The following is a 23,362-nucleotide window of genomic DNA, read 5'->3' as shown; positions in this document are numbered from 1 at the left end:
TGGTCGACTAGTGGTGCCGCCAGCGGTCCGGCGCGACCTCCCACGGGTCGCGACCGATGAGCTCGGCCGCCGCCCGGAAGACCGCGCCCTCGATCGCGACCTGGCGGTGCCAGGGGTCGTCGATGTGCACGCGAGGCAGGCGCTGCAGCGGCAGTCGATAGATGGTGATCGTGCGCTGCGCGGCGTCCACCGCCCACTCCGGCACCTCGTCGATGCGGTCGGCGATCGCCCGCGGCGGCATGTCGGCCCACTGGAAGAGCACGTCGCCGAGCTCCGCGGGCCACAGCCCCATGACGTAGTCGGCCGCATCCGCGGCGATGTCCTCGAAGCGCGTCTCGCGCGACGAGAGGAACGGCAGCACCGGGCCGGCGACCGACGATCGCATCTCACGCCCGTGGCGCGAGCCGCGGGAGTGCTGGCGCGCGTGCATGGCCACATCCTACGTGTCGCCCGGCGGACGGGTCCGGCGCCGCTACCCTTGGCGGGATGGATGTCGCGATGTGCTCTCGGCCCGGGTGCCGCCGGTACGCCGACCGGACCGTCACCGTCGACTACGCGGCGCAGCTGCTCGTCGTCGGCCCGCTGCAGGCGGCCAGCAGGCAGGGCGCGATCGAGGGCAGCTACGACCTGTGCGACCCGCACGCCGACCGCGCGAGCGGGCCCACCGGCTGGCAGGTCGTGCGCCACGAGCCCGACCGGGCGTCGCGCTAGGCGACGGCCCCACCCACCCCGACACGAAGAGGAACCATGGCGCTGACGGACATCGTGAAGGCGTACGACGTGCGAGGCCTCGTCGACGGGCAGCTCACCGAGGAGGTCGTGCGCGCGCTCGGTGCCGCGTTCGCCGACGAGGTGGGCACGGCCGCGCCGATCGTGATCGGCCACGACATGCGCCCGTCGTCGCCGGCGCTCGCCGCCGCCGCGGCCGAGGGGGCGCGGGCGCGCGGCGCCGACGTGATCGCGATCGGCCTGTGCTCGACCGACGGCACCTACTTCGCCTCCGGCTCGCTCGACGCGCCGGCCATGATGTTCACCGCATCCCACAACCCGGCGGCCTGGAACGGCATCAAGTTCTCGCGCGCCGGCGCCCGCGGCGTGAGCCTCGACACCGGCCTCGCCGCCATCCGCGACCGCGCGCAGCGCTACCTCGACGACGGGCTGCCCGACGCGGCCGAGCCCGGCTCGCTGCGCGAGCTCGACGTGCTCGCCGACTACGCGAAGCACCTGCGCTCGCTCGTCGACCTCTCGTCGATCCGGCCGCTCAAGGTCGTGGTGGATGCGGCCAACGGCATGGGCGGCATGACCGTGCCCGCCGTGCTCGGCGACGCCGCGGGCCTCGGCGCGCTCCCGCTCGAGATCGTGCCGATGTACTTCGAGCTCGACGGCACCTTCCCCAACCACGAGGCCAACCCGCTCGACCCCAAGAACCTCGTCGACCTGCAGGCCGCGGTCGTCGAGCACGGCGCCGACCTCGGGCTCGCGTTCGACGGCGACGCCGACCGCTGCTTCGTCATCGACGAGCGCGGCGGGGCCGTCTCGCCGTCGGCGGTCGCCGCGATCGTCGCCGAGCGCGAGATCCGCCGCGTGCAGGCCGAGGGCGAGCAGGACGTCGTCGTCATCCACAACCTCATCACCAGCCGGTCGGTGCCCGAGGCCATCGTGGCCGCCGGCGCGACCGCCGTGCGCACGCGCGTCGGCCACTCGCTCATCAAGGACCGGATGGCCGAGACCGGCGCCGTCTTCGGTGGCGAGCATTCGGCGCACTACTACTTCCGCGACTTCTGGGGCGCCGACAACGGCATGCTCGCGGCGATGCACGTGCTCGCGACGCTCGGCGTCGACGAGGAGCCGTTGTCGCAGCTCGCGGCGCGCTACACGCCCTACTTCGCGTCCGGCGAGATCAACTCGACCGTCGCCGACGTGCCGGCCGCCTACACGCGCGTGGTCGAGGCGTTCGCCGGCCGCGGCGAGTTCGACGAGATGGACGGCCTCACCGTCACGGCGCCCGACGGCGCCTGGTGGTTCTCGGTGCGCCCGTCGAACACCGAGCCGCTGCTGCGGCTCAACGTCGAGGCCGAGCAGGAGCCGACGATGGTCGCGATCTGCGACGAGGTGCTGGCGCTCATCCGCGCCTGAGCGGGCCGGGCCGCCGCGCGCCGCCCAGTACGCTGGAGCACATGAGCAAGCTCCTCGTCACCGGCGGCGCCGGCTTCATCGGCTCGAACTTCGTCCACTACGTCGTCGCCAACACCGACCACGACGTGGTGGTGCTCGACAAGCTCACCTACGCGGGCGACCGCGAGACGCTCGCGGGCCTGCCGGAGGACCGCGTGCAGCTCGTCGTCGGCGACATCGCCGACCCGGAGGTCGTCGACGCGCTCGTCGCGGACGCCGACGCGGTCGTGCACTACGCGGCCGAGTCGCACAACGACAACTCGCTCCACGACCCGGCGCCGTTCGTGCACACGAACCTCATCGGCACGTTCACGCTCCTCGAGGCCGCGCGCCGCAGCGGGACCCGCTTCCACCACATCTCGACCGACGAGGTCTACGGCGACCTCGAGCTCGACGACCCGGCGAAGTTCACGCCCGAGACGCCCTACAACCCCTCGAGCCCCTACTCCTCGACGAAGGCGGGCTCCGACCTGCTCGTGCGCGCATGGGTGCGCTCGTTCGGGCTCGAGGCGACGATCTCGAACTGCTCGAACAACTACGGCCCGCGCCAGCACGTCGAGAAGTTCATCCCGCGCCAGATCACGAACGTGATCGACGGCGTGCGGCCCCGCCTCTACGGCGCGGGCGAGAACGTGCGCGACTGGATCCACGCCGACGACCACTCGAGCGCGGTGCTGCGCATCCTCGAGCGCGGCCGCACGGGCGAGACGTACCTCATCGGTGCGGACGGCGAGAAGAACAACCTCGAGGTCGTGCAGGCGATCCTGCGCCTCATGGGCCAGGAGCCGGACGCGTTCGACCACGTGAAGGACCGCGCCGGCCACGACCTGCGGTACGCGATCGACGCGAGCAAGCTGCGCGAGGAGCTCGAGTGGGAGCCGGCCTTCACCGACTTCGAGTCGGGCCTCGCCGACACGATCGACTGGTACCGCGCGAACGAGCCGTGGTGGCGCAAGCAGAAGGCCGAGGCCGAGGCGAAGTACGCCCAGGCCGGGCACTGAGGCCGCGCACGTGACGACGGAGCCCATGCAGACGGGCAAGCAGCTCGCGGTCCGCGAGACCCCGATCCCGGGATTCCTGGTCTTCGACCTGCCGGTGCACGGCGACAACCGCGGCTGGTTCAAGGAGAACTGGCAGCGCGAGAAGCAGCTCGCGCTCGGCCTGCCCGACTTCGGCCCGGTGCAGAACAACATCTCCTTCAACGCCGCGCCCGGCGTCACCCGCGGCATCCACGCCGAGCCGTGGGACAAGTACATCTCGGTCGCCTCCGGGCGCGTCTTCGGCGCGTGGGTCGACCTGCGCGAGGGGCCGTCGTTCGGCGCGACCTTCAGCATCGAGATCGACCCGTCGATCGCGGTGTTCGTGCCGCGCGGCGTCGGCAACGCCTTCCAGGCGCTCGAGGTCGACACCGCCTACTCCTACCTCGTCAACGACCACTGGTCGGCCGAGGCGCAGGGTGAGTACACCTTCCTCAACCTCGCCGATCCGACCGCCGCGATCGCCTGGCCGATCCCGCTCGACGAGGCGGAGCTGAGCGACAAGGACCGCGCGCACCCGATGCTCGCCGACGTCACGCCGATGCCGCCCCGGCGCACGCTCGTGCTCGGCGCGAACGGCCAGCTCGGCGTGGCGCTCCGCGCGCACTGGGCCGACCGGCACGACGTCGACTACGCCGGCCGCGACCGCGTCGACCTGGCGCGCCCGGAGTCGCTCGACGGCATCCGCTGGTCGGCCTACGACACGATCGTGAACGCCGCCGGCTACACGGCCGTCGACGCCGCCGAGACCGAGGACGGCCGGCGCGACGCCTGGGCCGTCAACGCCTCCGGCCCGGCCAGGCTCGCGTCGATCGCGGCCGAGCACGGGCTCACGCTCGTGCACGTCTCGAGCGACTACGTGTTCGACGACCGGGAGGGGGAGCGCGACGAGCAGGATGCGCTCGGCCCGCTCGGCGTCTACGCGCAGACGAAGGCGGCCGGCGACCTGGCGGTCGCCGCTGCGCCCCGGCACTACATCGTCCGCACCTCCTGGGTCGTCGGCGAGGGCACGAACTTCGTCTCGACCATGGCGTCGCTCGCGCGCCGCGGCGTCGCGCCGCAGGTCGTCGACGACCAGGTCGGCAGGCTCACGTTCGCGAGCGAGCTCGCCCGCGCGATCGACCACCTCCTGCGGGTGGCGGCGCCGCACGGCCTCTACAACGTGAGCAACGGCGGCGAGCCGGTGAGCTGGGCCGAGATCGCCCGCCGCGTGTTCGACCTCACCGGGAACGACGGCGCGAGGGTGTCGCCGGTGTCGACCGAGGCGTACTTCGCGTCGAAGACCGGCATCGCGCCGCGGCCCCGGCACAGCGCGATGCGGCTCGCGAAGCTCGAGTCGACCGGCTTCGAGCCCCGCGACCAGTTCGCGATGCTCGAGGAGTACGTGCGAGCGCTGCCGACCGCCTGACGGGGCCGCGCGCTCGGCGAGCGCCAGGGGCCGATCGGAGTCGCACCACCGGTCCCGCCAGTGAGACGGATCGGGCTGACACCGGCGAGAGCCGCTCCTCGGGCTCGGTGACCGGGTCAGCCCGATCGAGCGCACCCCTCGGGTCTCGGGTGCGGCGCAGACGAGGCCTCGGGGCGAGTGGGAGGATGGTCGGCATGACCGACACCGCTGCGCCCACGACCTTCGAGCACCGCGTCCGCGACCTGGCGCTCGCCGAGGCCGGCCGCCACCAGATCCGGCTCGCCGAGCACGAGATGCCCGGGCTCATGGAGCTGCGCCGGCGCTACGCCGACGAGCAGCCCCTCGCGGGCCAGCGCATCGCCGGCAGCCTGCACATGACGGTGCAGACCGCCGTGCTCATCGAGACGCTCGTCGCGCTCGGGGCCGACGTGCGCTGGGCGAGCTGCAACATCTTCTCCACGCAGGACGAGGCCGCCGCGGCGATCGTCGTCGGCACCGGGACCCCGGAGGCGCCCGCGGGCGTGCCCGTCTTCGCCTGGAAGGGCGAGACGCTCGAGGAGTACTGGGCGTGCACCACGCGCATCTTCGACTTCCCCGAGGGCCCGACGCTCATCCTCGACGACGGCGGCGACGCGACGATGCTCGTGCACCGCGGCCGCGACGCCGAGCTCGCCGGCAGCGCGCCGGTGACGCCCGACGGCGCCCCCGACGAGCTGCGCGTCATCGACGCGCTCATCGCGACGACGCTCGCCGACGACCCGCAGCGGTGGACGCGCATCGCGGAGCAGCTGCGCGGCGTCACCGAGGAGACCACCACCGGCGTGCACCGCCTCGAGCAGCTCTTCGCCGACGGCCGCCTGCTCTTCCCGGCGATCAACGTGAACGACTCGGTGACGAAGTCGAAGTTCGACAACCGCTACGGCATCCGGCACTCGCTGCCCGACGGGCTCAACCGCGCGACCGACGTGCTCATCGGCGGCAAGACGGCGTTCGTCGTCGGCTACGGCGACGTCGGCAAGGGCGCGGCGGAGGCGCTCAAGGGCCAGGGCGCTCGCGTCATCGTGAGCGAGGTCGACCCGATCTGCGCGCTGCAGGCGGCGATGGACGGCTTCCGCGTCGCGCGCGTCGAGGATGCGCTCCACGAGGCTGACATCTGGGTCACGACGACCGGCAACGAGCACGTCATCACGCTCGAGCACCTGCAGGGCATGAAGCACCTGGCGATCGTCGCGAACGTCGGCCACTTCGACAACGAGATCGACATCGCGGCGCTCGAGCGCTCCGGCGCGGAGCGCATCGAGATCAAGCCGCAGGTGCACGAGTGGCGGATGCCGTCGGGCCGCTCGATCCTCGTGCTCTCCGAGGGCAGGCTCATGAACCTCGGCAACGCGACCGGCCACCCGTCGTTCGTGATGTCGAACTCGTTCTCGAACCAGGTGCTCGCGCAGATCGAGCTCGCGACGAAGGACTACGAGCTGGGCGTCTTCCGGCTGCCGAAGGTGCTCGACGAGGAGGTCGCGCGCCTCCACCTCGACGCGCTCGGCGCCCGCCTCACGACGCTGCGCCCCGAGCAGGCCGCCTACATCGGCGTGCCGGTGGAGGGCCCCTTCAAGCCCGAGCACTACCGGTACTGACGTGCGGGAGGTGCGCCTCAAGGGGCGGCTCCCGTTCGAGCTCGTCCCGCTGGCTCTGATCATCGGGTCCGTCGGGGTCGTCAGCCTCTGGCTACCCGCATGGCCGCTCACGCTCGGCGCGGGCGCGATGGTGGCGTGGATGGTCGTGCTCGGCGTGCGTGCCGTCACCACGCGCTTCGTGCTCGAGCCGACGCCCGAGCCGACGCTCGAGCTGGGCAGCGCGTTCGGGCGCCGACGCGTGCCGCTGTCGTCGGTCGCGCGCGTGCGACGCGGACTCGTCGCCGGCGGCCACGGCCGGGCCTACGACATCTGGGAGGCCCTCGGTCACGACGGCGCGCGCCTCGCCCGCTCGGCCGACCTCGGCCTGCGGTCCGAGGACCTCCGCGCGCTCGAGACCGAGCTGCGGTTGTGGCGGGTGCCGCTCGAGCGAGGCTGAGCCGCCTCAGAGCATCGCGTCGGCGAGCACCCGGAGCAGCTCCGCGAGGCGCGCCTGGTCGTCGGCGGGGATGGAGCGCAGCAGCCGGCGCTCCGCCTCGAGCAGCGCGTCGAGCGCCACGTCGACGCGGTCGATGCCCTCGTCGGTGAGGCCGACGAGCCGCACGCGGCGGTCGGCGGAGCCGTCGACGCGCTCGACGAGCCCGGATGCGACGAGGTTGTCGATGCGGTTCGTCATCGTGCCGCTCGTCACCATCGTCTGCGCGATGAGGTCCTTCGGGCTGAGCGGGCCGTTCTCGCGGCGGAGCGCGGCGAGCACGTCCCACTGCCACGGCTCGAGTCCGGCGAGCTGGAAGGCCTCCGCGCGCACGCGGCCGAGCTGGCGGGAGATGCGCGTCATGCGGCTCAGCACCGCGAGCGGCGAGACGTCGGCGTCGGGCCGCACACGCATCCACTGGGCCATGATGCGGTCGACGTCGTCGGTCATGCCCTCATCCTGGCATCGGCCGGCTCACGCCCAGTAGGGCGGCACGAGCACGACGAGGAGCATGACGGCGGCGGTGGCGGGGATCGCGACGGCGATCGCGCCCGCCGGATGCGCCTGGTACCAGGGCATGCCGTGCGGCACCGCGCCGGCGCGCCGGGCGAGCGCGAGCGGCACGAAGGGCACGCCGAGGGCGCTCCGGAACCGCGCCACGTCGGCCGGGTCCAGGCCCTCGGTGTTCGCCTGCCCGAGCGCCCGCCCGGCGTCGTCGACGAGCCACCACCGCTCGTGATCGCGCGTGACCGGGATGCCGCGCGAGGAGCTGCCCGGCGCGTCGACGATCACGATGCCCGCGACGTCGGCGAGCCGGACGCTGCGCGACGCGCGCGGGCCGAACCGGAAGCAGGCGTCGGCGCCCGGCGCATCGAGCTCCCAGCGCCGCAGCCGCGTGCGGCGATGCACGGCGATGCTCAGCGCCACGACGACGACGAAGAGCGCCGTCCACCCCGCGCTCACGAACGCCAGGACCGCGAAGATCACCACCCCGAGCCAGCTGAGCGCGCGGCCGAGGCGGGACGCCCAGCGGCGACCGGGGTGCGCGGAGGCGGTGAGGAGCGGGGTGGGCACCACGACAGGGTGCCAGACGAGCGTCGCTCCGCCCTCGCTCGCTGCGCTCGCGACTGGTGACGTCGCAGGAGACCCACCGGGTCTCCTGCTCCGCCACCAGGATTCGAACCTGGACAAACGGCTCCAAAGGCCGCTGTGCTGCCGTTACACCATGGCGGAGGGCGCGATCCAGGGTAGTCGTGCCACCGGGCCGTCCGCGTCGCGGTGCGCGGCCCGGATAGCCTGAGTGCAGTCCACCGCACCCCGATGGGAGAGCTCGTGCCCCAGGTCGCCGTCATCGTCCTCGCCGCAGGCGCGGGGACGCGCATGAAGAGCCGCACGCCCAAGCCGCTCCACCCGCTCGCGGGCAAGCCGCTCATCGCGCACGTGCTGCACACGGCCGGCGAGCTGCACCCCGAGGCGATCGTCGCCGTCGTGCGGCACGAGCGCGACCGGATGGCCGAGGCCGTGCTCGAGTTCGCCCCGCACGTGCGGATCGCCGACCAGGACGACGTGCCCGGCACCGGCCGCGCCGTCGAGCAGGGGCTCGACGCGATCGCCGACTTCGAGGGCCACGTCGTCGTGCTCTCCGGCGACGTGCCGCTCATCGACGCCGACACCCTCCGCGCGCTCGTCGACCGCCACGAGCGCGAGGGCAACCAGATGACGCTGCTGTCGGCGCACCTCGGCGACCCGACCGGCCTCGGCCGCATCGTGCGCGACGAGGCCGGCAGCTTCGTGCGCATCGTCGAGCAGAAGGACGCGAGCGACGCCGAGCGGGCCATCGACGAGGTCAACGGCGGCATCTACGTCTTCGACGCGGCAGCGCTCCGTGCAGCGCTCCGCACGATCGGCCGCGACAACGCCCAGGGCGAGATGTACCTCACCGACGCCGCGCTCGCGATGCAGTCGACCGGCGGCCGCATCCAGGCCGTCCCGGCGAGCGACAGCTGGGCGATCTGGGGCATCAACGACCGCGTCCAGCTCGCCGCCGCCGCGCACGAGCTCAACGACCGCATCATCCGCCGCTGGCAGATGGCGGGCGTCACGATCACCGACCCCGCGTCGACCTGGATCGACATCGACGTCACGCTCGCCGAGGACGTCACGATCCTGCCCGGCACGCAGCTCCACGGGGCCACCGCGATCGCCGCGGGCGCGACGGTCGGCCCCGACACGACGCTCGTCGACACCGAGGTCGGCGAGGACGCGGTCGTCAAGCGCACCGACGCGACCCTCTCGGTGATCGGCGCCCGCGCATCCGTCGGCCCCTTCGCCTACCTGCGGCCCAACTCCGTCGTCGGCGACGACGGCAAGGTCGGCACGTTCGTCGAGACGAAGAACACCCAGATCGGCGCGGGCAGCAAGGTGCCGCACCTGTCGTACATCGGCGACACGGTGGTCGGCGAGGGCTCGAACATCGGTGCCGGCACCATCACGGCGAACTACGACGGCCAGGCGAAGCACCGCACCACGGTCGGCTCGCACGTGCGCACCGGCAGCCACAACGTCTTCGTCGCCCCCGTGACCATCGGCGACGGCGCCTACACTGGAGCAGGCACGGTCGTCCGCAAGGACGTCGAGCCGGGCGCGCTGGCGATCTCGGTCGCACCGCAGCGCAGCATGGCGGGCTGGGTCGCGACGAATCGCCCCGGGACGAAGGCAGCCGACGCGGCAGCGGCGGCGGACACGCAGGCACCTGAGGCCTAGGAGGCACCCGAGTGGGATCGATCGTCGCGAAGAACCGCAAGCACCTGGTGCTCGCCACCGGTAGGTCGCACCCGGAGCTCGCGAGGTCGGTGGCGGCCGAGATGGGTGCCGACCTGATGGACGTCGACAGCCGCACGTTCTCGAACGGCGAGATCTACGCCCGCTACGAGGGCTCCGTGCGCGGCTCCGACGCGTTCATCATGCAGTCCTACGGCGCCCCCGTGAACGAGTGGCTCATGGAGCAGCTCATCATGGTGGATGCGCTGAAGCGCGCGTCCGCGAAGCGCATCACCGTCGTGATGCCGTACTACCCGTACTCGCGGCAGGACAAGAAGGGCCGCGGCCGCGAGCCGATCTCGGCCCGCCTCATCGCCGACCTGTTCAAGACCGCCGGCGCCGACCGCATCATGTCGATCGACATCCACGCCTCGCAGATCCAGGGCTTCTTCGACGGTCCCTTCGACCACCTGTTCGCGATGCCGGTGCTGCTCGAGCACTTCCGCGCGACGCTCGACCCCGACACCGTCACGGTCGTCTCGCCCGACATGGGCCGCGTGCGCGTCGCCGACGTGTGGAGCGACAAGCTCGGCGCACCGCTCGCGATCATCCACAAGCGCCGCGACCCGCTGGTGCCGAACCAGGTGTCGGTGCACGAGATCGTCGGCCAGGTCGACGGGCGCGTCTGCCTGCTCGTCGACGACATGATCGACACCGGCCGCACGATCGTGAAGGCTGCGGAGGCGCTCAAGAAGAACGGCGCGACGAGCGTCGTCGTCGCCGCCACCCACGCGATCTTCTCCGGCCCCGCACCGGAGCTGCTGAACTCCGACTTCATCGACACGGTGGTCGTCACCGACACCCTGCCGCTGCGCGACGACCAGCGCTTCGAGAAGCTGCAGGTGCTCTCGATCGCCCCGCTGCTCGCGCGCGCGATCACCGAGGTCTTCGAGGACGGCTCCGTCACGAGCCTCTTCGACGGCGCTGCCTGAGCCGGATCGACCGGAGGCCGACATGGCGTTCCCCATCATCCCCGTGCTGAAGTTCCTCGGCCAGAACGGCCTGCGCTACGGACCCGTCGTGCTCGCGTGGCTGAGCACGAACCCCGACATCGCCGAGCGGCTGCAGCGCGAGGTGCAGCGCCTACGCGGCGCGTCGGGCGAGGACCCGGCCGCGATGCGCGCGACGCTCCGGGCGATGCGCGAGCAGGTCGAGTACCTGCGCGACAGCGCCGACGACGAGCCGGAGCGGCTGCGCGCCCGGGCGTGGGCGCTCTCGCTCACGAAGCTGGAGCACGCGGTCGCGCTGCTCGGCGCGGGCAGCGCGAAGGCCGACCGGAAGCGGCTGCGCACGCGCGTCGACGCGCTGCGCGCCGAGATCCTCGACGCCTTCCTCACCGAGCAGATCGAGGACGCCGGCGGCCCGACCCCGGGATCCGCCTCCGTCGAGCCGTAGGCCCGTGACGACGAGCGTCGCGCTCGCGTGCGCGTACTTCGACGCGTGGCGCTGCCGCTCGTGCTCGCTGCTCGACGTCGCCTACGACCTGCAGCTCGCCGACCAGCAGGCGGGCGTCGAGGCGGCGCTGCCGCCGATGGCGTGGGATGCGCCGCACGCGAGCCCCGTGGGCGGCTTCCGCAACAAGGCCAAGATGGCCGTCGCGGGCTCGGTCGACGCGCCGACGCTCGGCATCCTCGCCGCGGACGGCTCCGGCATCGACCTGCGGGCGTGCCCGCTGCACGAGCAGCCGATCGTGGATGCGATGCCGGCCCTCGAGGCGCTCGTGCGGGCGGCGCGGCTCACGCCCTACGACGTGCCGGGCCGACGCGGCGAGCTCAAGCACCTCATCCTCACCTCGTCGCCCGACGGCGAGCTCGCGCTGCGCCTCGTGCTGCGCTCGAGCGAGTCGCTGCCGCGCATCCGCAAGCACCTGGCCGTGCTCGACGGGCTGCCGCTGACGAGCGTCTCGGCCAACCTCCAGCCCGAGCACAAGGCCGTGCTCGAGGGCGCCGAGGAGGTGCTGCTCGCGGGCTCCGGCGTGCTGCGGATGCGCGTGAACGGCATCGGCCTGCGGCTGCGGCCCCGCAGCTTCTTCCAGACGAACACGTCGGTCGCCGCGGCGCTCTACCGGCAGGCGACCGCCTGGATCGACGACGCGGATCCCGCGAGTGTGCTCGACCTCTACTGCGGCGTCGGCGGCTTCGCGCTGCACGCCGCGCGGCCCGGCCGCTGCGTCGCGGGCGTCGAGGTCACGGCGGAGGCGATCGACGCCGCGCGCGAGACCGCGGCCGAGCTCGGCGCCGACGCGGTCTTCGCGGTGGGCAACGCGACCGGCGTCGACCTCGAGGGCGCCGATGCGCCCGAGCTCGTGGTGGTGAACCCGCCGCGGCGCGGCATCGGTGATCTCGCCGACCGGCTCGAGCGGAGCGCGGTGCGGCGGGTGCTCTACTCGAGCTGCAACCCGGCGAGCCTCGCGCGCGACCTCGCGGCGATGCCGAGCCTCCGGGCCGTCCGCGGCCGCGTCTTCGACATGTTCCCGCACACCGCGCACGCCGAGGTGCTCGTCGAGCTCGAGCGCGCCTGACCGCGCGGCCGGGATCGCACCGGCCGGCACCGCACCGGCCGTTCACCGGGCGCCGGTAGCGTCGGCGGCATGACCCAGCTCGCGAGGCGCCTCGGCGTGCCGGGCGCGATCGCCATCGGCCTCGGCGCGATGATCGGCGCCGGGCTCTTCTCGGTGTGGGCGCCCGCCGCGGCGCTCGCGGGACCGCTGCTGCCGGCGGCGCTCGCGCTCGCGGGCGCGATCGCCGTGCTGAACGCGCTCTCGACCGCGCAGCTCGCGATGGAGCATCCGGTCTCGGGCGGCGCCTACGCCTACGGCCGCGCCGAGGTGGGCGAGCGGGTCGGCTTCGCCGCGGGCTGGATGTTCCTCACCGGCAAGACGGCGTCGGCCGCGGCGATCGCGGTGATCGCCGGGCAGCACCTGTGGCCCGAGCACGCCGCCGTCGTCGCGGCCGTCGCGGTCGCGGCGCTCGCCGCGCTCAACATGCTCGGCGTGCGGGTGACGGCGTGGACGTCGGCCGCGATCGTCGCGGTCGTGCTGGTCGTCGTGCTGGCCGCGCTCGGCTGGGCGGCGGCGGGCGGTGCGACGACGCTCACGACGCCGAGCGGCCGGGCCGGGAACTTCGGCGTCGTCGGAGGCGCCGGCGGTGTGCCGTTCGGGCTCCCGGCACCTGCCGGCCCGCTCGCGGTGCTGCAGGCGGCGGGGCTGCTGTTCTTCGCCTTCGCCGGCTACGCCCGGATGGCGACGCTGGGGGAGGAGGCGCGCGACCCGCGCCGCACGCTGCCGATCGCGATCGTCGTCGGGCTCGGCGTCGTGCTCGTGCTCTACGCGCTCGTCGCGTGGGCGACCACCGCGAGGCTCGGCGCGCTGCTGCCGGTGTCGGTGACGCCGGTCGCCGACCTCGTGGCGCAGCCGGCGCTGCACGCGGCGGTGCTCGGCGCCGGCGCGCTCGCGTGCCTCGGCTCGCTCATGGGCATCCTCGCCGGGCTGAGCCGCACGGGGCTCGCGATGGCGCGGGAGGGCGACCTGCCGGGCGCGCTCTCGTGGATCGCGCCGCGCACCCGCACGCCGGCCGTCGCCGAGGCATCCGTCGCCGCGGCGGCGATCGCCGGCGCGCTGCTGCTGCCGGCGGGCAGCCTCGTCGCCGTCTCGTCGACGTGCGTGCTGACGTACTACGCCATCGCGCACGTCGCCGCGATCCGGATGCGGCGGCGCGGGGCGCGGCAGTGGCTGCCGGCCGCGCTGCCGTGGGCGGGCGTCGCGGCGTGCGGGCTCGTCGTCGTCACGCTGCCGTGGCCGGGCGTCCTCGCCGCCGCCGCCTGGCTCGCCATCGGGCTCGGCGCCCGCGAGCTCCTGCGGCGCTGACGCCGACGGCCCGCGCGTGGGCGCGGGCCGTCGGTCGGTCTCGGGCAGGTCAGCGGCGCTCGACGGGCTCGAGCTCGCGCGGGTCCTCGTCGGGTGCGCCGGGCTCATTCGCGCCGGGCTCGTTGGCGCCGTGCTCGTCGGCGAGCATCGTGCGCTCGTCGAACGGCCGCTGGCCGGCCAGCACGGCGCGCACCTGCTCCATGTCGATCTGCTTCGTCCAGGTGCCGATGAGCAGCGTCGCGACCGCGTTGCCGGTGAAGTTCGTCAGCGCGCGGGCCTCCGACATGAACCGGTCGATGCCGACGATCACGCCGACGCCGTCGACGAGGTCGGGGCGGTAGGTCTGCAGGCCGCCCGCGAGGGTCGCGAGCCCCGCACCGGTGACGCCGGCCGCGCCCTTCGAGGCGATGATCATGAAGACGAGCAGGCCGATCTGCTCCGGGATCGACATCGGCATGCCCATCGCGGTGGAGATGAAGAGCGACGCCATCGTCAGGTAGATCGCGGTGCCGTCGAGGTTGAAGGAGTAGCCCGTGGGCACCGTGATGCCGACGACGGGCTTCGAGACCCCGGCGTGCTCCATCTTGGCGATGAGGCGCGGCAGCGCCGACTCCGACGACGAGGTGCCGACGATGAGCAGGTACTCGCGGCCCAGGTACTGCATGAGCCGGAAGATGTTCACGCCGGTGACCACTCGCAGCAGCGTGCCGAGCACGATGACGATGAACAGGATGCACGTGGCGTAGAAGCCGAGCATGAGCGTCGCGAGCGCCACGACGGCGCCCCAGCCGGTCGAGCCGACGACCCCGGCGATGGCGCCGAAGGCGCCGATCGGCGCGACCCACAGGATCATCGTCAGCACGCGGAAGACGAGCGCCTGGAACTGCTTCACGACCGAGAGGATCGGCTTGCCGCGCTCGCCCATCGCCTGCACGGCGAAGCCGACCAGCAGCGCCACGAACAGCGTCTGCAGCACCGACTCGCCCGTGAGGGGCGACAGCAGCGTCGTCGGGATGATGCCGAGCAGGAAGTCGGTCGTGGTCTCCGCCTCGCCCTCGGTCTCGTAGGTCGCGCCCGCGATGTTGAGGCCCTCGCCCGGGTGCACGAAGTTGCCGACGACGAGGCCGATGGCGAGCGCGAACGTCGACATGATGAGGAAGTAGATGAGCGCGAGCCCGCCGACCTTGCCGACGGTGGCGGCCTTCGCGATCGAGCCGATGCCCACCACGATCGTGCAGAAGATGACCGGCGCGATCATCATCTTGATGAGGGCGACGAAGCCCTTGCCGATCGGCGCGAGCGCCTCGCCGGTCTCGGGCGAGGCGAGGCCCACGATGACGCCGAGGACCACGGCGACGATCACCGAGATGTAGAGCCAGTGGGTCTTGTCGAGCCTGCGGAGCCGTGCTCCGAACGTGCGGTCGTCCGCGGTGCTGGGCGTCGTTGCCATGCTGTGCTCCTCGCATCGGGCGCCGCCCCTGCGCGACGCTTCCGAGCAGTCAGCCTGCGCCCGGCGGCGCTCGGCGCCCGTGTTTCGTGCATAGTGTTCACAGCGCGAGCGGGAGGGGTGCGATGCGGGGATGGTGGCGCTCGGCGAGCATCGCGACCCGCGTCTTCGCGCAGACCGCCGCGATCCTCGTGCTCGCCGCCGCCGTGGCGTTCGCGCTGCTCGCCGTCGACGCGCGGCAGGAGCGCGAGCGGGAGGCGGCGCTCGCGAGCCAGGAGCTCGCGCTCGCGATGGCGGCCACCCCGACCGTGCGGCAGGCGGTCGCCGACGCCTTCGAGCGCTACCCGGACGACCGCGGTGCGGCGATCGCCGCCGCGACGGATGCGATGCAGCACTACGTCGAGGACGTGCGGATGGCGACGCGGCTCGACTTCGTCACCGTGATGCATCCGGACGGCACGCGCTACACGCATCCCGACCTCGAAGAGATCGGCCGCGAGTTCCTCGGCACGACCGCTCCGGCGCTCGCGGGCTCGACGTTCACCGAGGTCTTCGAGGGCACGCTCGGCCCGTCGGTGCGGGCCGTGACGCCCGTGCTCGACGACGGCCGCGTGGTCGGCCTCGTGGCGGCCGGCGTCACGATCGAGCGCGTGGGCTCGCTCGTCGTCACGCGGCTGCTCGCCGTCGGCGGGCTGCTCGTCGCGACGCTCTCCGTCGCGGCGCTCGCGGCCTGGCTGCTCGCCCGCAGGCTCGACCGGGCGACCGGCGGGCACGGCCCGGAGCAGCTCGCGCGCCTCTTCGCGGCGCACGAGGCGGCGCTGCACGCGGTCGACGACGGGCTCGTGCTCGTCGAGTCGGGCGCCGTGGTGCTCGCGAACGACCGCGCCCGCGCGATGCTCGGCCTCGGCGAGCTCGCGACGCCGATCCCGCCGGACGCGCCGCTGCCCCCGGGGGTGCGCGCCGTCCTCGACGGCGACGGCGGCCAGGTGCTCGTCGGCGATCGCTGGCTCGTCGTCGCGCGGCACGAGACGGCGCGCGCGGGCACGACGACGCTCACGATCCGCGACCGCACCGAGCTGCAGCGCATGACGGGCGAGCTCGACGCCGTCCGCACACTCGCGAGCGCGCTGCGCGCCCAGACGCACGAGTTCGGCAACCGGATGCACACGGTCGCGACGCTCATCGAGCTCGACGAGCCGCGCCGCGCGCTCGAGGTGGCGACGGCGGGCCGCGACCTCGGGCAGCGCCTCGCCGACCGCGTCGTCGGCGACGACGAGGAGCCGGTGATCGCGGCGCTGCTGCTCGGCAAGGCCGCGCAGGCCCACGAGCGGGGCGTCGAGATGCACGTCGAGACGCACCTCGCGCCCGGCACGCACGGCATCGACCCCGTCGACTTCGTCACGGTGCTCGGCAACCTCGTCGACAACGCCATCGACGCGGCCGCGGAGCGCGCCGCGCGCGCGCCGGCGGGCGATCGCGACGCGTGGGTCGAGGTCTACCTCGACGAGGACGCCGGCTCGATCGTGCTGCAGGTGAGCGACAGCGGTGCAGGGCTCGCGCCCGAGCAGCGCGCGCAGGCGTTCGCGCCGGGCTGGTCGACGAAGCCGGCCGGCGCCCACGGGCGCGGCTTCGGCCTCAGCATCGTGCGCGAGACGGTCGAGCGGCTCGGCGGCTCGGTGGAGATCGCGGCCGGCGAGGTCGCCGCAGGGGAGACCCGCGCAGGCGACGCCGCGGCGGGCGCCGTCGTCACGGTGCTGCTGCCGCGACCGGCGGCGGCGCCATGATCCGCGTGCTCATCGTCGAGGACGAGCGCGGCACCGCGGCGGCGCACGTCGCCTACGTGCAGCGCTGCGAGGGCTTCGAGGTCGCGGGCGTCGCGCACTCGGCGGCGGCCGCGCTGCAGGCGATGCGCGAGGCGGCCGCGGCGGGCGTGCCGATGCAGCTCGTGCTGCTCGACATGCAGCTGCCCGACGGGCACGGCCTCGACGTCTGCCGGCGGATGCGCGCCGAGGGCCACCTCGTCGACGTCATCGCCGTCACCGCGGAGCGCGGGCTCGAGACCGTGCGCGACGCCATCGCGGTCGGCGTCGTGCAGTACCTCATCAAGCCGTTCGCGTTCGCGGCGCTCGCGGAGCGCCTGCAGCGGTACCGCGACTACCGCGAGCGCGTGGGCGGCACCGGCCGCATCACGCAGCAGGAGGTCGACCGCGCGATCGCGGCGCTCCGCACGACGAACGCGCCCGGCCTCGCGAAGGGGCTCTCGGGCGACACCCTCGACGCGGTCGCGGCGCTGCTCGCCGACGGCGCCGCGCGCTCCGCGACCGAGGTGGCCGCGGCGCTCGGGCTGTCGCGCGTCACCGCGCGCCGCTACCTCGAGCACCTCGCCGCGAGCGGCGACGTCGAGCGGAGCCCGCGCTACGGCGCGAAGGGCCGGCCGGAGCTCGAGTACTCGCGGCCGGCCTGAGGCGCCGACGACCTGAGGCGCAGACGCCTCAGTGCGTGTCGACGGCCTCGACCTCGGTGCGGTCGCCGGACCACTGGGTGTGGAAGGTGCCCTGCTTGTCGACGCGGCGGTACGTGTGGGCACCGAAGAAGTCGCGCTGCCCCTGCACGAGCGCGGCCGGCAGGCGGTCGGCGCGCAGGCCGTCGTAGTAGGCGAGGCTCGACGAGAACGCCGGCGAGGGGATGCCCGCCTGCGCCGCGGCGATGACGACGCGGCGCCATGCCTCGTGGGTCTGACCCATGATCTCGCGGAAGTACGGGGCGAGGATGAGCGCGGGCAGCTCGGGCGTCGTCGCGTAGGCCTCGGTGATGTCGTTGAGGAAGCGCGCGCGGATGATGCAGCCCGCGCGCCAGATGCGCGCGACCTCGCCCTTCTCGATGTCCCAGCCGTGCTCCTCGGCGGCGGCGACGATCTCGTCGAAGCCCTGCGAGTAGGCGACGATCTTCGACGCGAAGAGCGCCTTGCGCACGTCCTCGACGAAGGCATCCGCGTCGTCGACGAGCCACGCGTCCGACGGGCCGGGGAGGTCGGAGGCGGCGGCGCGCTGGTCGAGCTTCGACGACAGCGAGCGGGCGAAGACGGCCTCGGCGATGCCCGAGACGGGCACGCCCAGGTCGAGGGCGGTCTGCACGGTCCAGGCGCCGGTGCCCTTCGCGCCGGCGGCGTCGAGGATGACGTCGACGAGCGGCTGGCCCGTCTCGGCGTCGACCTGTCGCAGCACCTCCGCGGTGATCTCGATGAGGTACGACTCGAGCTCGCCGCGGTTCCACTCCTCGAAGACCTCCGCGATCTCGGCGGGCGACTTGCCGGTGCCGCGGCGGATGAGGTCGTAGGCCTCGGCGATGAGCTGCATGTCGGCGTACTCGATGCCGTTGTGCACCATCTTCACGAAGTGGCCTGCGCCGTCGGTGCCGACGTGCGTCACGCACGGCTCACCCTCGGCGACCGCGGCGATGCCGGTGAGGATCGGGCCGAGCGTCTCGTACGACTCCGCCGTGCCGCCGGGCATGAGCGACGGGCCGTTGAGCGCGCCCTCCTCGCCGCCGGAGATGCCGCAGCCGACGAAGTGGATGCCCGTCTCGCGCACGGCCGCCTCGCGGCGGATGGTGTCGGTGAAGAGCGCGTTGCCGCCGTCGACGATGATGTCGCCCGGCTCGAACACCGACACGAGCTCGTCGATGACGGCGTCGGTCGGGCGTCCGGCCTTCACCATGATGATCGCGGTGCGCGGCTTCTGGAGGGAGTCGGCGAGCTCCTGCATCGTCGCGGCCTTCACGAAGCCCGCCTCCGGGTGCGCGGCGATGAGGTCGTCGGTCTTCGCCGTCGTGCGGTTGTAGACCGCGACGGTGTTGCCCTCGCGGGACGCGAGGTTGCGGGCGAGGTTCGAACCCATCACGGCGAGGCCGACGACGGCGATGTTGGCAGTGGTCACGGAGGTCCTCCTGGACGGCTCGGGGGTCTGAGGCAAGGCTACCCAGCAGCGGATGCGCCGCCGCGGGCGGATGGAGCCCGCGGCCTTGACACGCTCCGGCATCCGCCGCACGATCGAGCTGAGCCCGTCGATGGCTCGTCGATGGGCCCGCCGAGGCGAGGAGCACCCCGATGACCGCCACCTACACGTTCGACGTCTTCACGAGCGTCGACGGCTACGGCTCCCACCACGGCGACTGGGGCGGCTACTGGGGCAAGCAGGGTCCCGAGCTGCTCGAGCACCGCGAGGCGCTCTTCGGCACGCCGCAGCGGATGGTCTTCGGGGCGAACACCTACCGCGACTTCGTCGCGATGGTGCCGGACGGCACGTGGGAGGAGGACGCCTGGGTGACGCGCATGCGCGGGATGCCGCTCACGGTCGTGTCGTCGACGCTCGAGGAGCCGCTCGACTGGCAGGACGCGACGATCGCGCGCGGCGACGTGCTCGAGGAGGTGGCGCGGCTCAAGGAGACGTCCGACGTGCCGCTGCGCTCCCACGGCAGCCTGCGGCTGAACCGGGCGCTCATGGCCGCGGGGCTCGTCGACGTCGTGCAGCTGACGGTCTTCCCCGTCATCACGGGCCGCACCGGCGACGGCCGCATCTTCGAGGGCGCCGACGACTTCGACCTCGAGCTCATCGGATCGCGCACCTTCGACGGGCGCGCGCTCGAGCTGAGCTACCGGCCGACCCGCCACTGACCCGCCCAGGCACCGCGCAGGCGCGGGTGCTTGCATCGGCGGCATGCACGCTGACGGCTCCGACCACGACCTGCTCGCGCCCGGCGCGACCCTCGAGCGGATGGCGACGGGCGCCTCGTGGAGCGAGGGCCCGCTCTGGCTGCCGGAGGAGCGCGTGCTGCGCTGGAGCGACATCCACGGCGACCGCATCCTCGAGGTCGACGAGGCCGGCAGCATGCGCGAGCACCGCGTGGGCGTCGAGTTCACGAACGGCCGCGGGCACTGGCTCGGCGGCGTGGCGCAGTGCTCGCACGGCCGGCGGGCGATCGAGCTCGAGGTCGACGGCGAGGTCACGGTGCTCGTCGACCGCTTCGAGGGGCGGCGGCTGAACTCGCCCAACGACCTCGCCGTGCACCCCGACGGCTCCATCTGGTTCACCGACCCGCCCTACGGCATCGAGAAGCCCGAGGAGGGCCACCCGGGGGAGCGCGAGTACGGCGGGTCGTTCGTGTTCCGCTGGAGCGCCGACGCCGGGCTTCGCGCGGTGATCACCGACATGGCGCGGCCGAACGGCATCGCCTTCAGCCCCGATCTCTCGACCCTCTACGTCACGGAATCGGGCGGTGAGGACGAGACGGCGGAAGCCAGCACGATCCGCGCCTACCGGCTCGAGGGCGCGGGCGCCGAGGTGCGCGCGGTCGACGGGCGCCGGCTGTTCGCGATGGACGCGGGCACGCCCGACGGCATCGCGATCGACGCGGAGGGGCGCATCTGGTCGTCGAGCAGCGACGGCGTGCACGTCATCACGCCGACGGGGGAGCGCATCGGCCACGTGCCGGTGCCCGAGACGGTCGCGAACCTGTGCTTCGGCGACGACGGCTGGCTGTGGATCGCGGCGACGACGAGCGTCTACCGGATCCGGACGGCGACCCTCGCGGCCTGAGCGTCGCGTCCCCCACCGGGCGTCCAGGTGGGGCTCCTACCGTCGACGCATGCAGATCGGATACAAGCTCTTCGCCGAGGACGTCGCACCCAAGGAGCTCATCCGGCGAGCGGTCGAGGCCGAGCGCGCCGGCTTCGACTTCGTCGAGATCAGCGACCACTTCCACCCCTGGCTGCCCGAGCACCAGCACTCGTCATTCGCGTGGGCGATCCTGTCGGCGATCGCGGCGAAGACCGAGACGCTGCGGCTCGCGACCGGCGTCACGTGCCCGTCGATCCGCTACCACCCGGCGATCATCGCCCAGGCGGCGGCGACGCTCCAAATCATCTCCGACGGCCGCTTCACGCTCGGCGTCGGCGCGGGGGAGCGGCTCAGCGAGCGCATCGTCGGGCAGGGCTGGCCGGAGGTCGGCGATCGGCACCGGCGGTTCCGGGAGGCGCTCGAGATCATCCGGCTGCTGTGGGGCGGCGGCACGCACTCGTACCGCGGCGAGTTCCTCGACCTCGTCGATGCGCGGATCTACGACCTGCCGGAGACGCTGCCCGAGATCGTGGTGGCGGCGGGCGGCCCGCAGGCCGCCGCGCTCGCGGCCGAGCTCGGCGACGGCCTGTTCTCGACCGACCCGGATGCGTCGCTCATCGAGGCGTGGACGGCCGCGGGCGGCGAGGGGCCGCGCTACTGCGAGGTGCCGACCGCGTTCGCGCCCGACGCGCGCGCCGGCGCGGAGGCCGCGCACGAGCGGTTCCGCTTCGGACCGCTCGGCTGGAAGGTGCTCGCCGAGCTGCCCGACCCGACGGCCTTCGACCAGGCGACCCAGTCGATCCGCGTCGAGGACATGGAGGAGGCGTTCGCGTGCGGCCCCGACGTCGAGCGGCACGTCGAGGTGTTCTCCCAGTTCCGCGAGGCGGGCTTCGACCACCTCGTGCTCATGGACGCGAGCACCGACCCCGACGCCTTCATGGGCTTCTTCCAGGACGAGCTGGGCCCGCGCCTGCGCCAGTCGGCCTAGCGCTCGGCGACCACGCGGCGGCTGACGGCGATGTCGCGGTCGCCGTAGCCGCGCGCGACGATCTCGTCGAAGAACTCCCGCAGCGCGGGGAGCAGCGCCGGGCTCGTGCCGGTCGCCTCGGCGATGTCGGCCGCGAAGCCGAGGTCCTTGATCATGTAGCGCGCGATCCCCGACGGCGAGTCGTCGCCGCGCACGAGCTTGTCGCGTCGGCTCTCGAGCAGGTTCGAGCCCGCGTAGCCGCCGCCGAGCAGCGTCCAGAGCGCGTCGAGGTCGAGCCCGGATCGGTCCGCGAGGACCGTCGCCTCGCCGAGGGCGGTGATCGTCGCGGCGACGACCAGCTGGTTGCACGCCTTCGCCACCTCGCCGGCGCCGAGCGGGCCCAGGTGCACCGGGCGTCCGCACGGCGCGAGCAGGGTCGCGGCGCGCGCGGCGTCCTCGGCGCTGCCGCCGAGCATGATCGAGAGCGACCCGGCCTCCGCGCCGTCGACGCCGCCCGACACGGGGCAGTCGACCACCCGCACGCGCCCCTGCGTCTCGGTCGCGAGCCGCTCGGCGAGCGACCGCACCGCGGGGGCCGAGGAGGTCGAGCCGATGAGCAGCAGCAGCTCGCCGTCGCCGAGCCCGGCGAGCAACCCATCGGGGCCGTCGAGCGCCTGCTCGAGCTCGGGCAGGTCGGGCAGCATCGAGAGCACGGCACCGGCTCCGGCGGCGAGCTCGCGCGGCGTCGCCGCCCATGAGGCTCCGGCCTCGACGAGCGCGGGCCGGGGGGAGCGGCCGGTGATCAGCACGCGGCTGCCGCCGTCGAGCAGGCGACGCACCATGGGCTCGCCCATCGCGCCCAGCCCGATGACGCCGATCGCGCCGGCCCGGTGCTCCGAGGATGCTGCGTCGGCTGCTGCGCCGGAGACTGCGGTGTCCATGCGCTCAGGCTACGGCCGAGGACGCGCGATGGCCAGCATGTCGGACGCTGTCCACCGATGTGGATGCACCCTAGGGTGGACGGCGACGACCTCGACCGCGAAGGAGCGGACCATGGCCCAGCACGCAGCGACGCAGCCGCCCGACGGCGCGACCGAGCGCACCGATCGCGACCCGGCGCCCGCGGTCTCGCGCGCCCTCCGCATCCTCACCTCGCTCGCCGAGGCCGAGGGCGTGCCGATGACGCTCAGCGACATCGCCCGGGCGCTGGGCATCGCCAAGTCGTCGACCGCCAACCTCTGCGCGGCGCTCGAGGAGGGCGGCATGGTCGAGCGCGAGGCGGGCGGCTACCGCCTCGGTCGCCGCACGGCCGAGCTCGGCGGCGCGTTCGCGCAGCAGTTCAACCAGGTGCGCGAGTTCTACCGCGTCGTCGCGGCCTCGCCCGAGCTGCACCGCGAGGTCGTGCAGATCGCGATGCTCGACGGCGTCGACGCGCTCTACCTCGCGCGCCACGAGGGGCGCTCGCCCTACCGGCTCGGGACGCCGCTCGGCTCTCGGCTGCCGGCCCCCCTCAGCGCGACCGGCGTGGCGCTGCTCGCCCGCCTCGACGACGACGAGGTGCGCGCGCTCCTCGCGCCCGCCGAGCCCTTCCCGCCGCTGACGGCCACGAGCATCACGACGGTCGACGAGCTGCTGCCGATGCTGCGCGAGGCGCGTGAGCGGGGCTTCGCGGTCGACCGCGGCGGCTCCTTCGGCGGCATCACCGGCGTCGCGGTCGCGCTCGACCCGTGGGCGCCTGCGGATCCGCCGCTCGCGATGGGCGCGGCGCTGCCCGCCGAGCATGCCGACGAGGCGCGGGTGGCGGAGGTCGGGGCAGCGCTGCGCGCCGCGGTCGCCGCGCTGTCGAACCCGCTCCGAGGTCCCGCCTCCTAGCGCACCGCGCTCGCGCTGTTCAGAGGGTTGTACGGCGTTCAGCCCAGTGG

At 73.5% G+C, this 23,362-nt stretch carries 23 protein-coding genes and 1 tRNA gene; 17 read left to right on the top strand and 7 right to left on the bottom strand.

What is annotated here, in order from left to right; genetic code table 11:
- Positions 1–7: 7 nt before the first annotated feature.
- Positions 8–430, bottom strand: a complete 423-nt coding sequence (locus tag ACVWW9_RS01885) for a hypothetical protein (protein WP_354259137.1) — start codon at positions 428–430, stop codon at positions 8–10.
- A gap of 56 nt (positions 431–486) precedes the next feature.
- Here ACVWW9_RS01885 and ACVWW9_RS01880 point away from each other — a divergent pair, with 56 nt between their 5' ends.
- The 6 genes from ACVWW9_RS01880 (at position 487) to ACVWW9_RS01855 (ending at position 6,690) form a co-directional block, all read left to right on the top strand.
- Entirely contained in the window at positions 487–711 is a 225-nt protein-coding gene (locus ACVWW9_RS01880; protein WP_354259140.1) for a DUF3499 family protein, read from the top strand.
- A gap of 36 nt (positions 712–747) precedes the next feature.
- Positions 748–2,136 carry a phosphomannomutase/phosphoglucomutase gene (locus tag ACVWW9_RS01875; protein ID WP_456514162.1) on the top strand — a complete coding sequence of 463 codons (1,389 nt, stop codon included), beginning with the start codon at positions 748–750 and terminating at the stop codon, positions 2,134–2,136.
- 41 nt (positions 2,137–2,177) lie between these two features.
- Entirely contained in the window at positions 2,178–3,176 is a 999-nt protein-coding gene (rfbB, locus tag ACVWW9_RS01870) for a dTDP-glucose 4,6-dehydratase (protein ID WP_456514161.1), read from the top strand.
- A gap of 25 nt (positions 3,177–3,201) precedes the next feature.
- Entirely contained in the window at positions 3,202–4,620 is a 1,419-nt protein-coding gene (locus tag ACVWW9_RS01865) for a sugar nucleotide-binding protein (protein WP_456515394.1), read from the top strand.
- 194 nt (positions 4,621–4,814) lie between these two features.
- Positions 4,815–6,254, top strand: coding sequence for an adenosylhomocysteinase (gene ahcY / locus ACVWW9_RS01860; RefSeq protein ID WP_456514160.1), 1,440 nt, complete (start codon positions 4,815–4,817; stop codon positions 6,252–6,254).
- A gap of 1 nt (position 6,255) precedes the next feature.
- On the top strand, positions 6,256–6,690 hold the full coding sequence (locus tag ACVWW9_RS01855; protein ID WP_456514159.1) for a hypothetical protein: 435 nt from the start codon (positions 6,256–6,258) through the stop codon (positions 6,688–6,690).
- A 6-nt stretch (positions 6,691–6,696) separates the two neighbouring features.
- Here the strand turns inward: ACVWW9_RS01855 and ACVWW9_RS01850 are convergent, their stop codons facing one another.
- From ACVWW9_RS01850 to ACVWW9_RS01840, 3 genes are all read right to left on the bottom strand, one after another.
- On the bottom strand, positions 6,697–7,176 hold the full coding sequence (locus ACVWW9_RS01850) for a MarR family winged helix-turn-helix transcriptional regulator (protein ID WP_123696036.1): 480 nt from the start codon (positions 7,174–7,176) through the stop codon (positions 6,697–6,699).
- Between the two features lie 24 nt (positions 7,177–7,200).
- Positions 7,201–7,800 (bottom strand): hypothetical protein, encoded by a 600-nt coding sequence (locus ACVWW9_RS01845; protein ID WP_456514158.1) that lies wholly within the window; start codon positions 7,798–7,800, stop codon positions 7,201–7,203.
- A gap of 88 nt (positions 7,801–7,888) precedes the next feature.
- Positions 7,889–7,959: transfer RNA gene (locus ACVWW9_RS01840), tRNA-Gln, on the bottom strand.
- An 87-nt stretch (positions 7,960–8,046) separates the two neighbouring features.
- On the opposite strand from ACVWW9_RS01840, the gene glmU reads away from it, so the two are divergent.
- The 5 genes from glmU to ACVWW9_RS01815 all read left to right on the top strand — a co-directional run bounded on the left by glmU (position 8,047) and on the right by ACVWW9_RS01815 (position 13,411).
- Entirely contained in the window at positions 8,047–9,489 is a 1,443-nt protein-coding gene (gene glmU, locus ACVWW9_RS01835) for a bifunctional UDP-N-acetylglucosamine diphosphorylase/glucosamine-1-phosphate N-acetyltransferase GlmU (protein ID WP_456514157.1), read from the top strand.
- 11 nt (positions 9,490–9,500) lie between these two features.
- Positions 9,501–10,478 carry a ribose-phosphate diphosphokinase gene (locus tag ACVWW9_RS01830; protein WP_354259165.1) on the top strand — a complete coding sequence of 326 codons (978 nt, stop codon included), beginning with the start codon at positions 9,501–9,503 and terminating at the stop codon, positions 10,476–10,478.
- 22 nt (positions 10,479–10,500) lie between these two features.
- Complete coding sequence (locus ACVWW9_RS01825; RefSeq protein ID WP_354259167.1) at positions 10,501–10,941, top strand: hypothetical protein; 441 nt, start codon at positions 10,501–10,503, stop codon at positions 10,939–10,941.
- A 4-nt stretch (positions 10,942–10,945) separates the two neighbouring features.
- On the top strand, positions 10,946–12,067 hold the full coding sequence (locus ACVWW9_RS01820) for a methyltransferase domain-containing protein (RefSeq protein ID WP_456514156.1): 1,122 nt from the start codon (positions 10,946–10,948) through the stop codon (positions 12,065–12,067).
- 69 nt (positions 12,068–12,136) lie between these two features.
- Positions 12,137–13,411 carry an APC family permease gene (locus tag ACVWW9_RS01815; protein ID WP_456514155.1) on the top strand — a complete coding sequence of 425 codons (1,275 nt, stop codon included), beginning with the start codon at positions 12,137–12,139 and terminating at the stop codon, positions 13,409–13,411.
- Between the two features lie 49 nt (positions 13,412–13,460).
- Here the strand turns inward: ACVWW9_RS01815 and ACVWW9_RS01810 are convergent, their stop codons facing one another.
- Positions 13,461–14,861: a cation:dicarboxylate symporter family transporter gene (locus ACVWW9_RS01810; protein ID WP_456514154.1), complete on the bottom strand. Its 1,401-nt coding sequence runs from the start codon at positions 14,859–14,861 to the stop codon at positions 13,461–13,463.
- 122 nt (positions 14,862–14,983) lie between these two features.
- Here ACVWW9_RS01810 and ACVWW9_RS01805 point away from each other — a divergent pair, with 122 nt between their 5' ends.
- Together ACVWW9_RS01805 and ACVWW9_RS01800 are read left to right on the top strand one after the other, a co-directional pair.
- On the top strand, positions 14,984–16,642 hold the full coding sequence (locus ACVWW9_RS01805) for an ATP-binding protein (protein WP_456514153.1): 1,659 nt from the start codon (positions 14,984–14,986) through the stop codon (positions 16,640–16,642).
- Positions 16,639–17,322, top strand: coding sequence for a response regulator (locus ACVWW9_RS01800; protein WP_354259182.1), 684 nt, complete (start codon positions 16,639–16,641; stop codon positions 17,320–17,322). The genes ACVWW9_RS01805 and ACVWW9_RS01800 overlap by 4 nt, the downstream gene beginning before the upstream one ends.
- A gap of 28 nt (positions 17,323–17,350) precedes the next feature.
- Here the strand turns inward: ACVWW9_RS01800 and gndA are convergent, their stop codons facing one another.
- Positions 17,351–18,829 carry an NADP-dependent phosphogluconate dehydrogenase gene (gene gndA, locus ACVWW9_RS01795; protein ID WP_456514152.1) on the bottom strand — a complete coding sequence of 493 codons (1,479 nt, stop codon included), beginning with the start codon at positions 18,827–18,829 and terminating at the stop codon, positions 17,351–17,353.
- 134 nt (positions 18,830–18,963) lie between these two features.
- On the opposite strand from gndA, the gene ACVWW9_RS01790 reads away from it, so the two are divergent.
- The 3 genes from ACVWW9_RS01790 to ACVWW9_RS01780 are packed head-to-tail and all read left to right on the top strand — an operon-like array spanning position 18,964 to position 21,461.
- Positions 18,964–19,530, top strand: coding sequence for a dihydrofolate reductase family protein (locus tag ACVWW9_RS01790; RefSeq protein ID WP_456514151.1), 567 nt, complete (start codon positions 18,964–18,966; stop codon positions 19,528–19,530).
- A 43-nt stretch (positions 19,531–19,573) separates the two neighbouring features.
- Complete coding sequence (locus ACVWW9_RS01785; protein ID WP_456514150.1) at positions 19,574–20,452, top strand: SMP-30/gluconolactonase/LRE family protein; 879 nt, start codon at positions 19,574–19,576, stop codon at positions 20,450–20,452.
- 49 nt (positions 20,453–20,501) lie between these two features.
- On the top strand, positions 20,502–21,461 hold the full coding sequence (locus ACVWW9_RS01780; protein WP_456514149.1) for a TIGR03557 family F420-dependent LLM class oxidoreductase: 960 nt from the start codon (positions 20,502–20,504) through the stop codon (positions 21,459–21,461).
- Here ACVWW9_RS01780 and ACVWW9_RS01775 read toward each other — a convergent pair.
- Positions 21,458–22,381, bottom strand: a complete 924-nt coding sequence (locus ACVWW9_RS01775; RefSeq protein ID WP_456514148.1) for an NAD(P)-dependent oxidoreductase — start codon at positions 22,379–22,381, stop codon at positions 21,458–21,460. The genes ACVWW9_RS01780 and ACVWW9_RS01775 overlap by 4 nt on opposite strands.
- 112 nt (positions 22,382–22,493) lie before the next feature.
- On the opposite strand from ACVWW9_RS01775, the gene ACVWW9_RS01770 reads away from it, so the two are divergent.
- On the top strand, positions 22,494–23,312 hold the full coding sequence (locus ACVWW9_RS01770; protein ID WP_456514147.1) for an IclR family transcriptional regulator: 819 nt from the start codon (positions 22,494–22,496) through the stop codon (positions 23,310–23,312).
- Positions 23,313–23,362 lie beyond the last annotated feature (50 nt).

The sequence above is a fragment of the Agrococcus sp. UYP33 genome, assembly GCF_054060915.1.
The sequence above is the reverse complement of the archived record's forward strand: the minus strand, read 5'-3'. Positions and strand labels throughout refer to the sequence as shown.

Coding starts and splice junctions, on each gene's coding strand:
- ACVWW9_RS01800 (WP_354259182.1), top strand. CDS start 16,639: ATGATCCGCGTGCTCATCGTCGAGGACGAGCGCGGCACCGCGGCGGCG.
- ACVWW9_RS01775 (WP_456514148.1), bottom strand. CDS start 22,381: ATGGACACCGCAGTCTCCGGCGCAGCAGCCGACGCAGCATCCTCGGAG.
- ACVWW9_RS01805 (WP_456514153.1), top strand. CDS start 14,984: ATGCGGGGATGGTGGCGCTCGGCGAGCATCGCGACCCGCGTCTTCGCG.
- rfbB (WP_456514161.1), top strand. CDS start 2,178: ATGAGCAAGCTCCTCGTCACCGGCGGCGCCGGCTTCATCGGCTCGAAC.
- ACVWW9_RS01785 (WP_456514150.1), top strand. CDS start 19,574: ATGCACGCTGACGGCTCCGACCACGACCTGCTCGCGCCCGGCGCGACC.
- ACVWW9_RS01825 (WP_354259167.1), top strand. CDS start 10,501: ATGGCGTTCCCCATCATCCCCGTGCTGAAGTTCCTCGGCCAGAACGGC.
- ahcY (WP_456514160.1), top strand. CDS start 4,815: ATGACCGACACCGCTGCGCCCACGACCTTCGAGCACCGCGTCCGCGAC.
- ACVWW9_RS01865 (WP_456515394.1), top strand. CDS start 3,202: ATGCAGACGGGCAAGCAGCTCGCGGTCCGCGAGACCCCGATCCCGGGA.
- ACVWW9_RS01875 (WP_456514162.1), top strand. CDS start 748: ATGGCGCTGACGGACATCGTGAAGGCGTACGACGTGCGAGGCCTCGTC.
- ACVWW9_RS01880 (WP_354259140.1), top strand. CDS start 487: ATGGATGTCGCGATGTGCTCTCGGCCCGGGTGCCGCCGGTACGCCGAC.
- ACVWW9_RS01780 (WP_456514149.1), top strand. CDS start 20,502: ATGCAGATCGGATACAAGCTCTTCGCCGAGGACGTCGCACCCAAGGAG.
- ACVWW9_RS01850 (WP_123696036.1), bottom strand. CDS start 7,176: ATGACCGACGACGTCGACCGCATCATGGCCCAGTGGATGCGTGTGCGG.
- ACVWW9_RS01770 (WP_456514147.1), top strand. CDS start 22,494: ATGGCCCAGCACGCAGCGACGCAGCCGCCCGACGGCGCGACCGAGCGC.
- glmU (WP_456514157.1), top strand. CDS start 8,047: ATGGGAGAGCTCGTGCCCCAGGTCGCCGTCATCGTCCTCGCCGCAGGC.
- ACVWW9_RS01885 (WP_354259137.1), bottom strand. CDS start 430: ATGCACGCGCGCCAGCACTCCCGCGGCTCGCGCCACGGGCGTGAGATG.
- ACVWW9_RS01790 (WP_456514151.1), top strand. CDS start 18,964: ATGACCGCCACCTACACGTTCGACGTCTTCACGAGCGTCGACGGCTAC.
- ACVWW9_RS01810 (WP_456514154.1), bottom strand. CDS start 14,861: ATGGCAACGACGCCCAGCACCGCGGACGACCGCACGTTCGGAGCACGG.
- ACVWW9_RS01815 (WP_456514155.1), top strand. CDS start 12,137: ATGACCCAGCTCGCGAGGCGCCTCGGCGTGCCGGGCGCGATCGCCATC.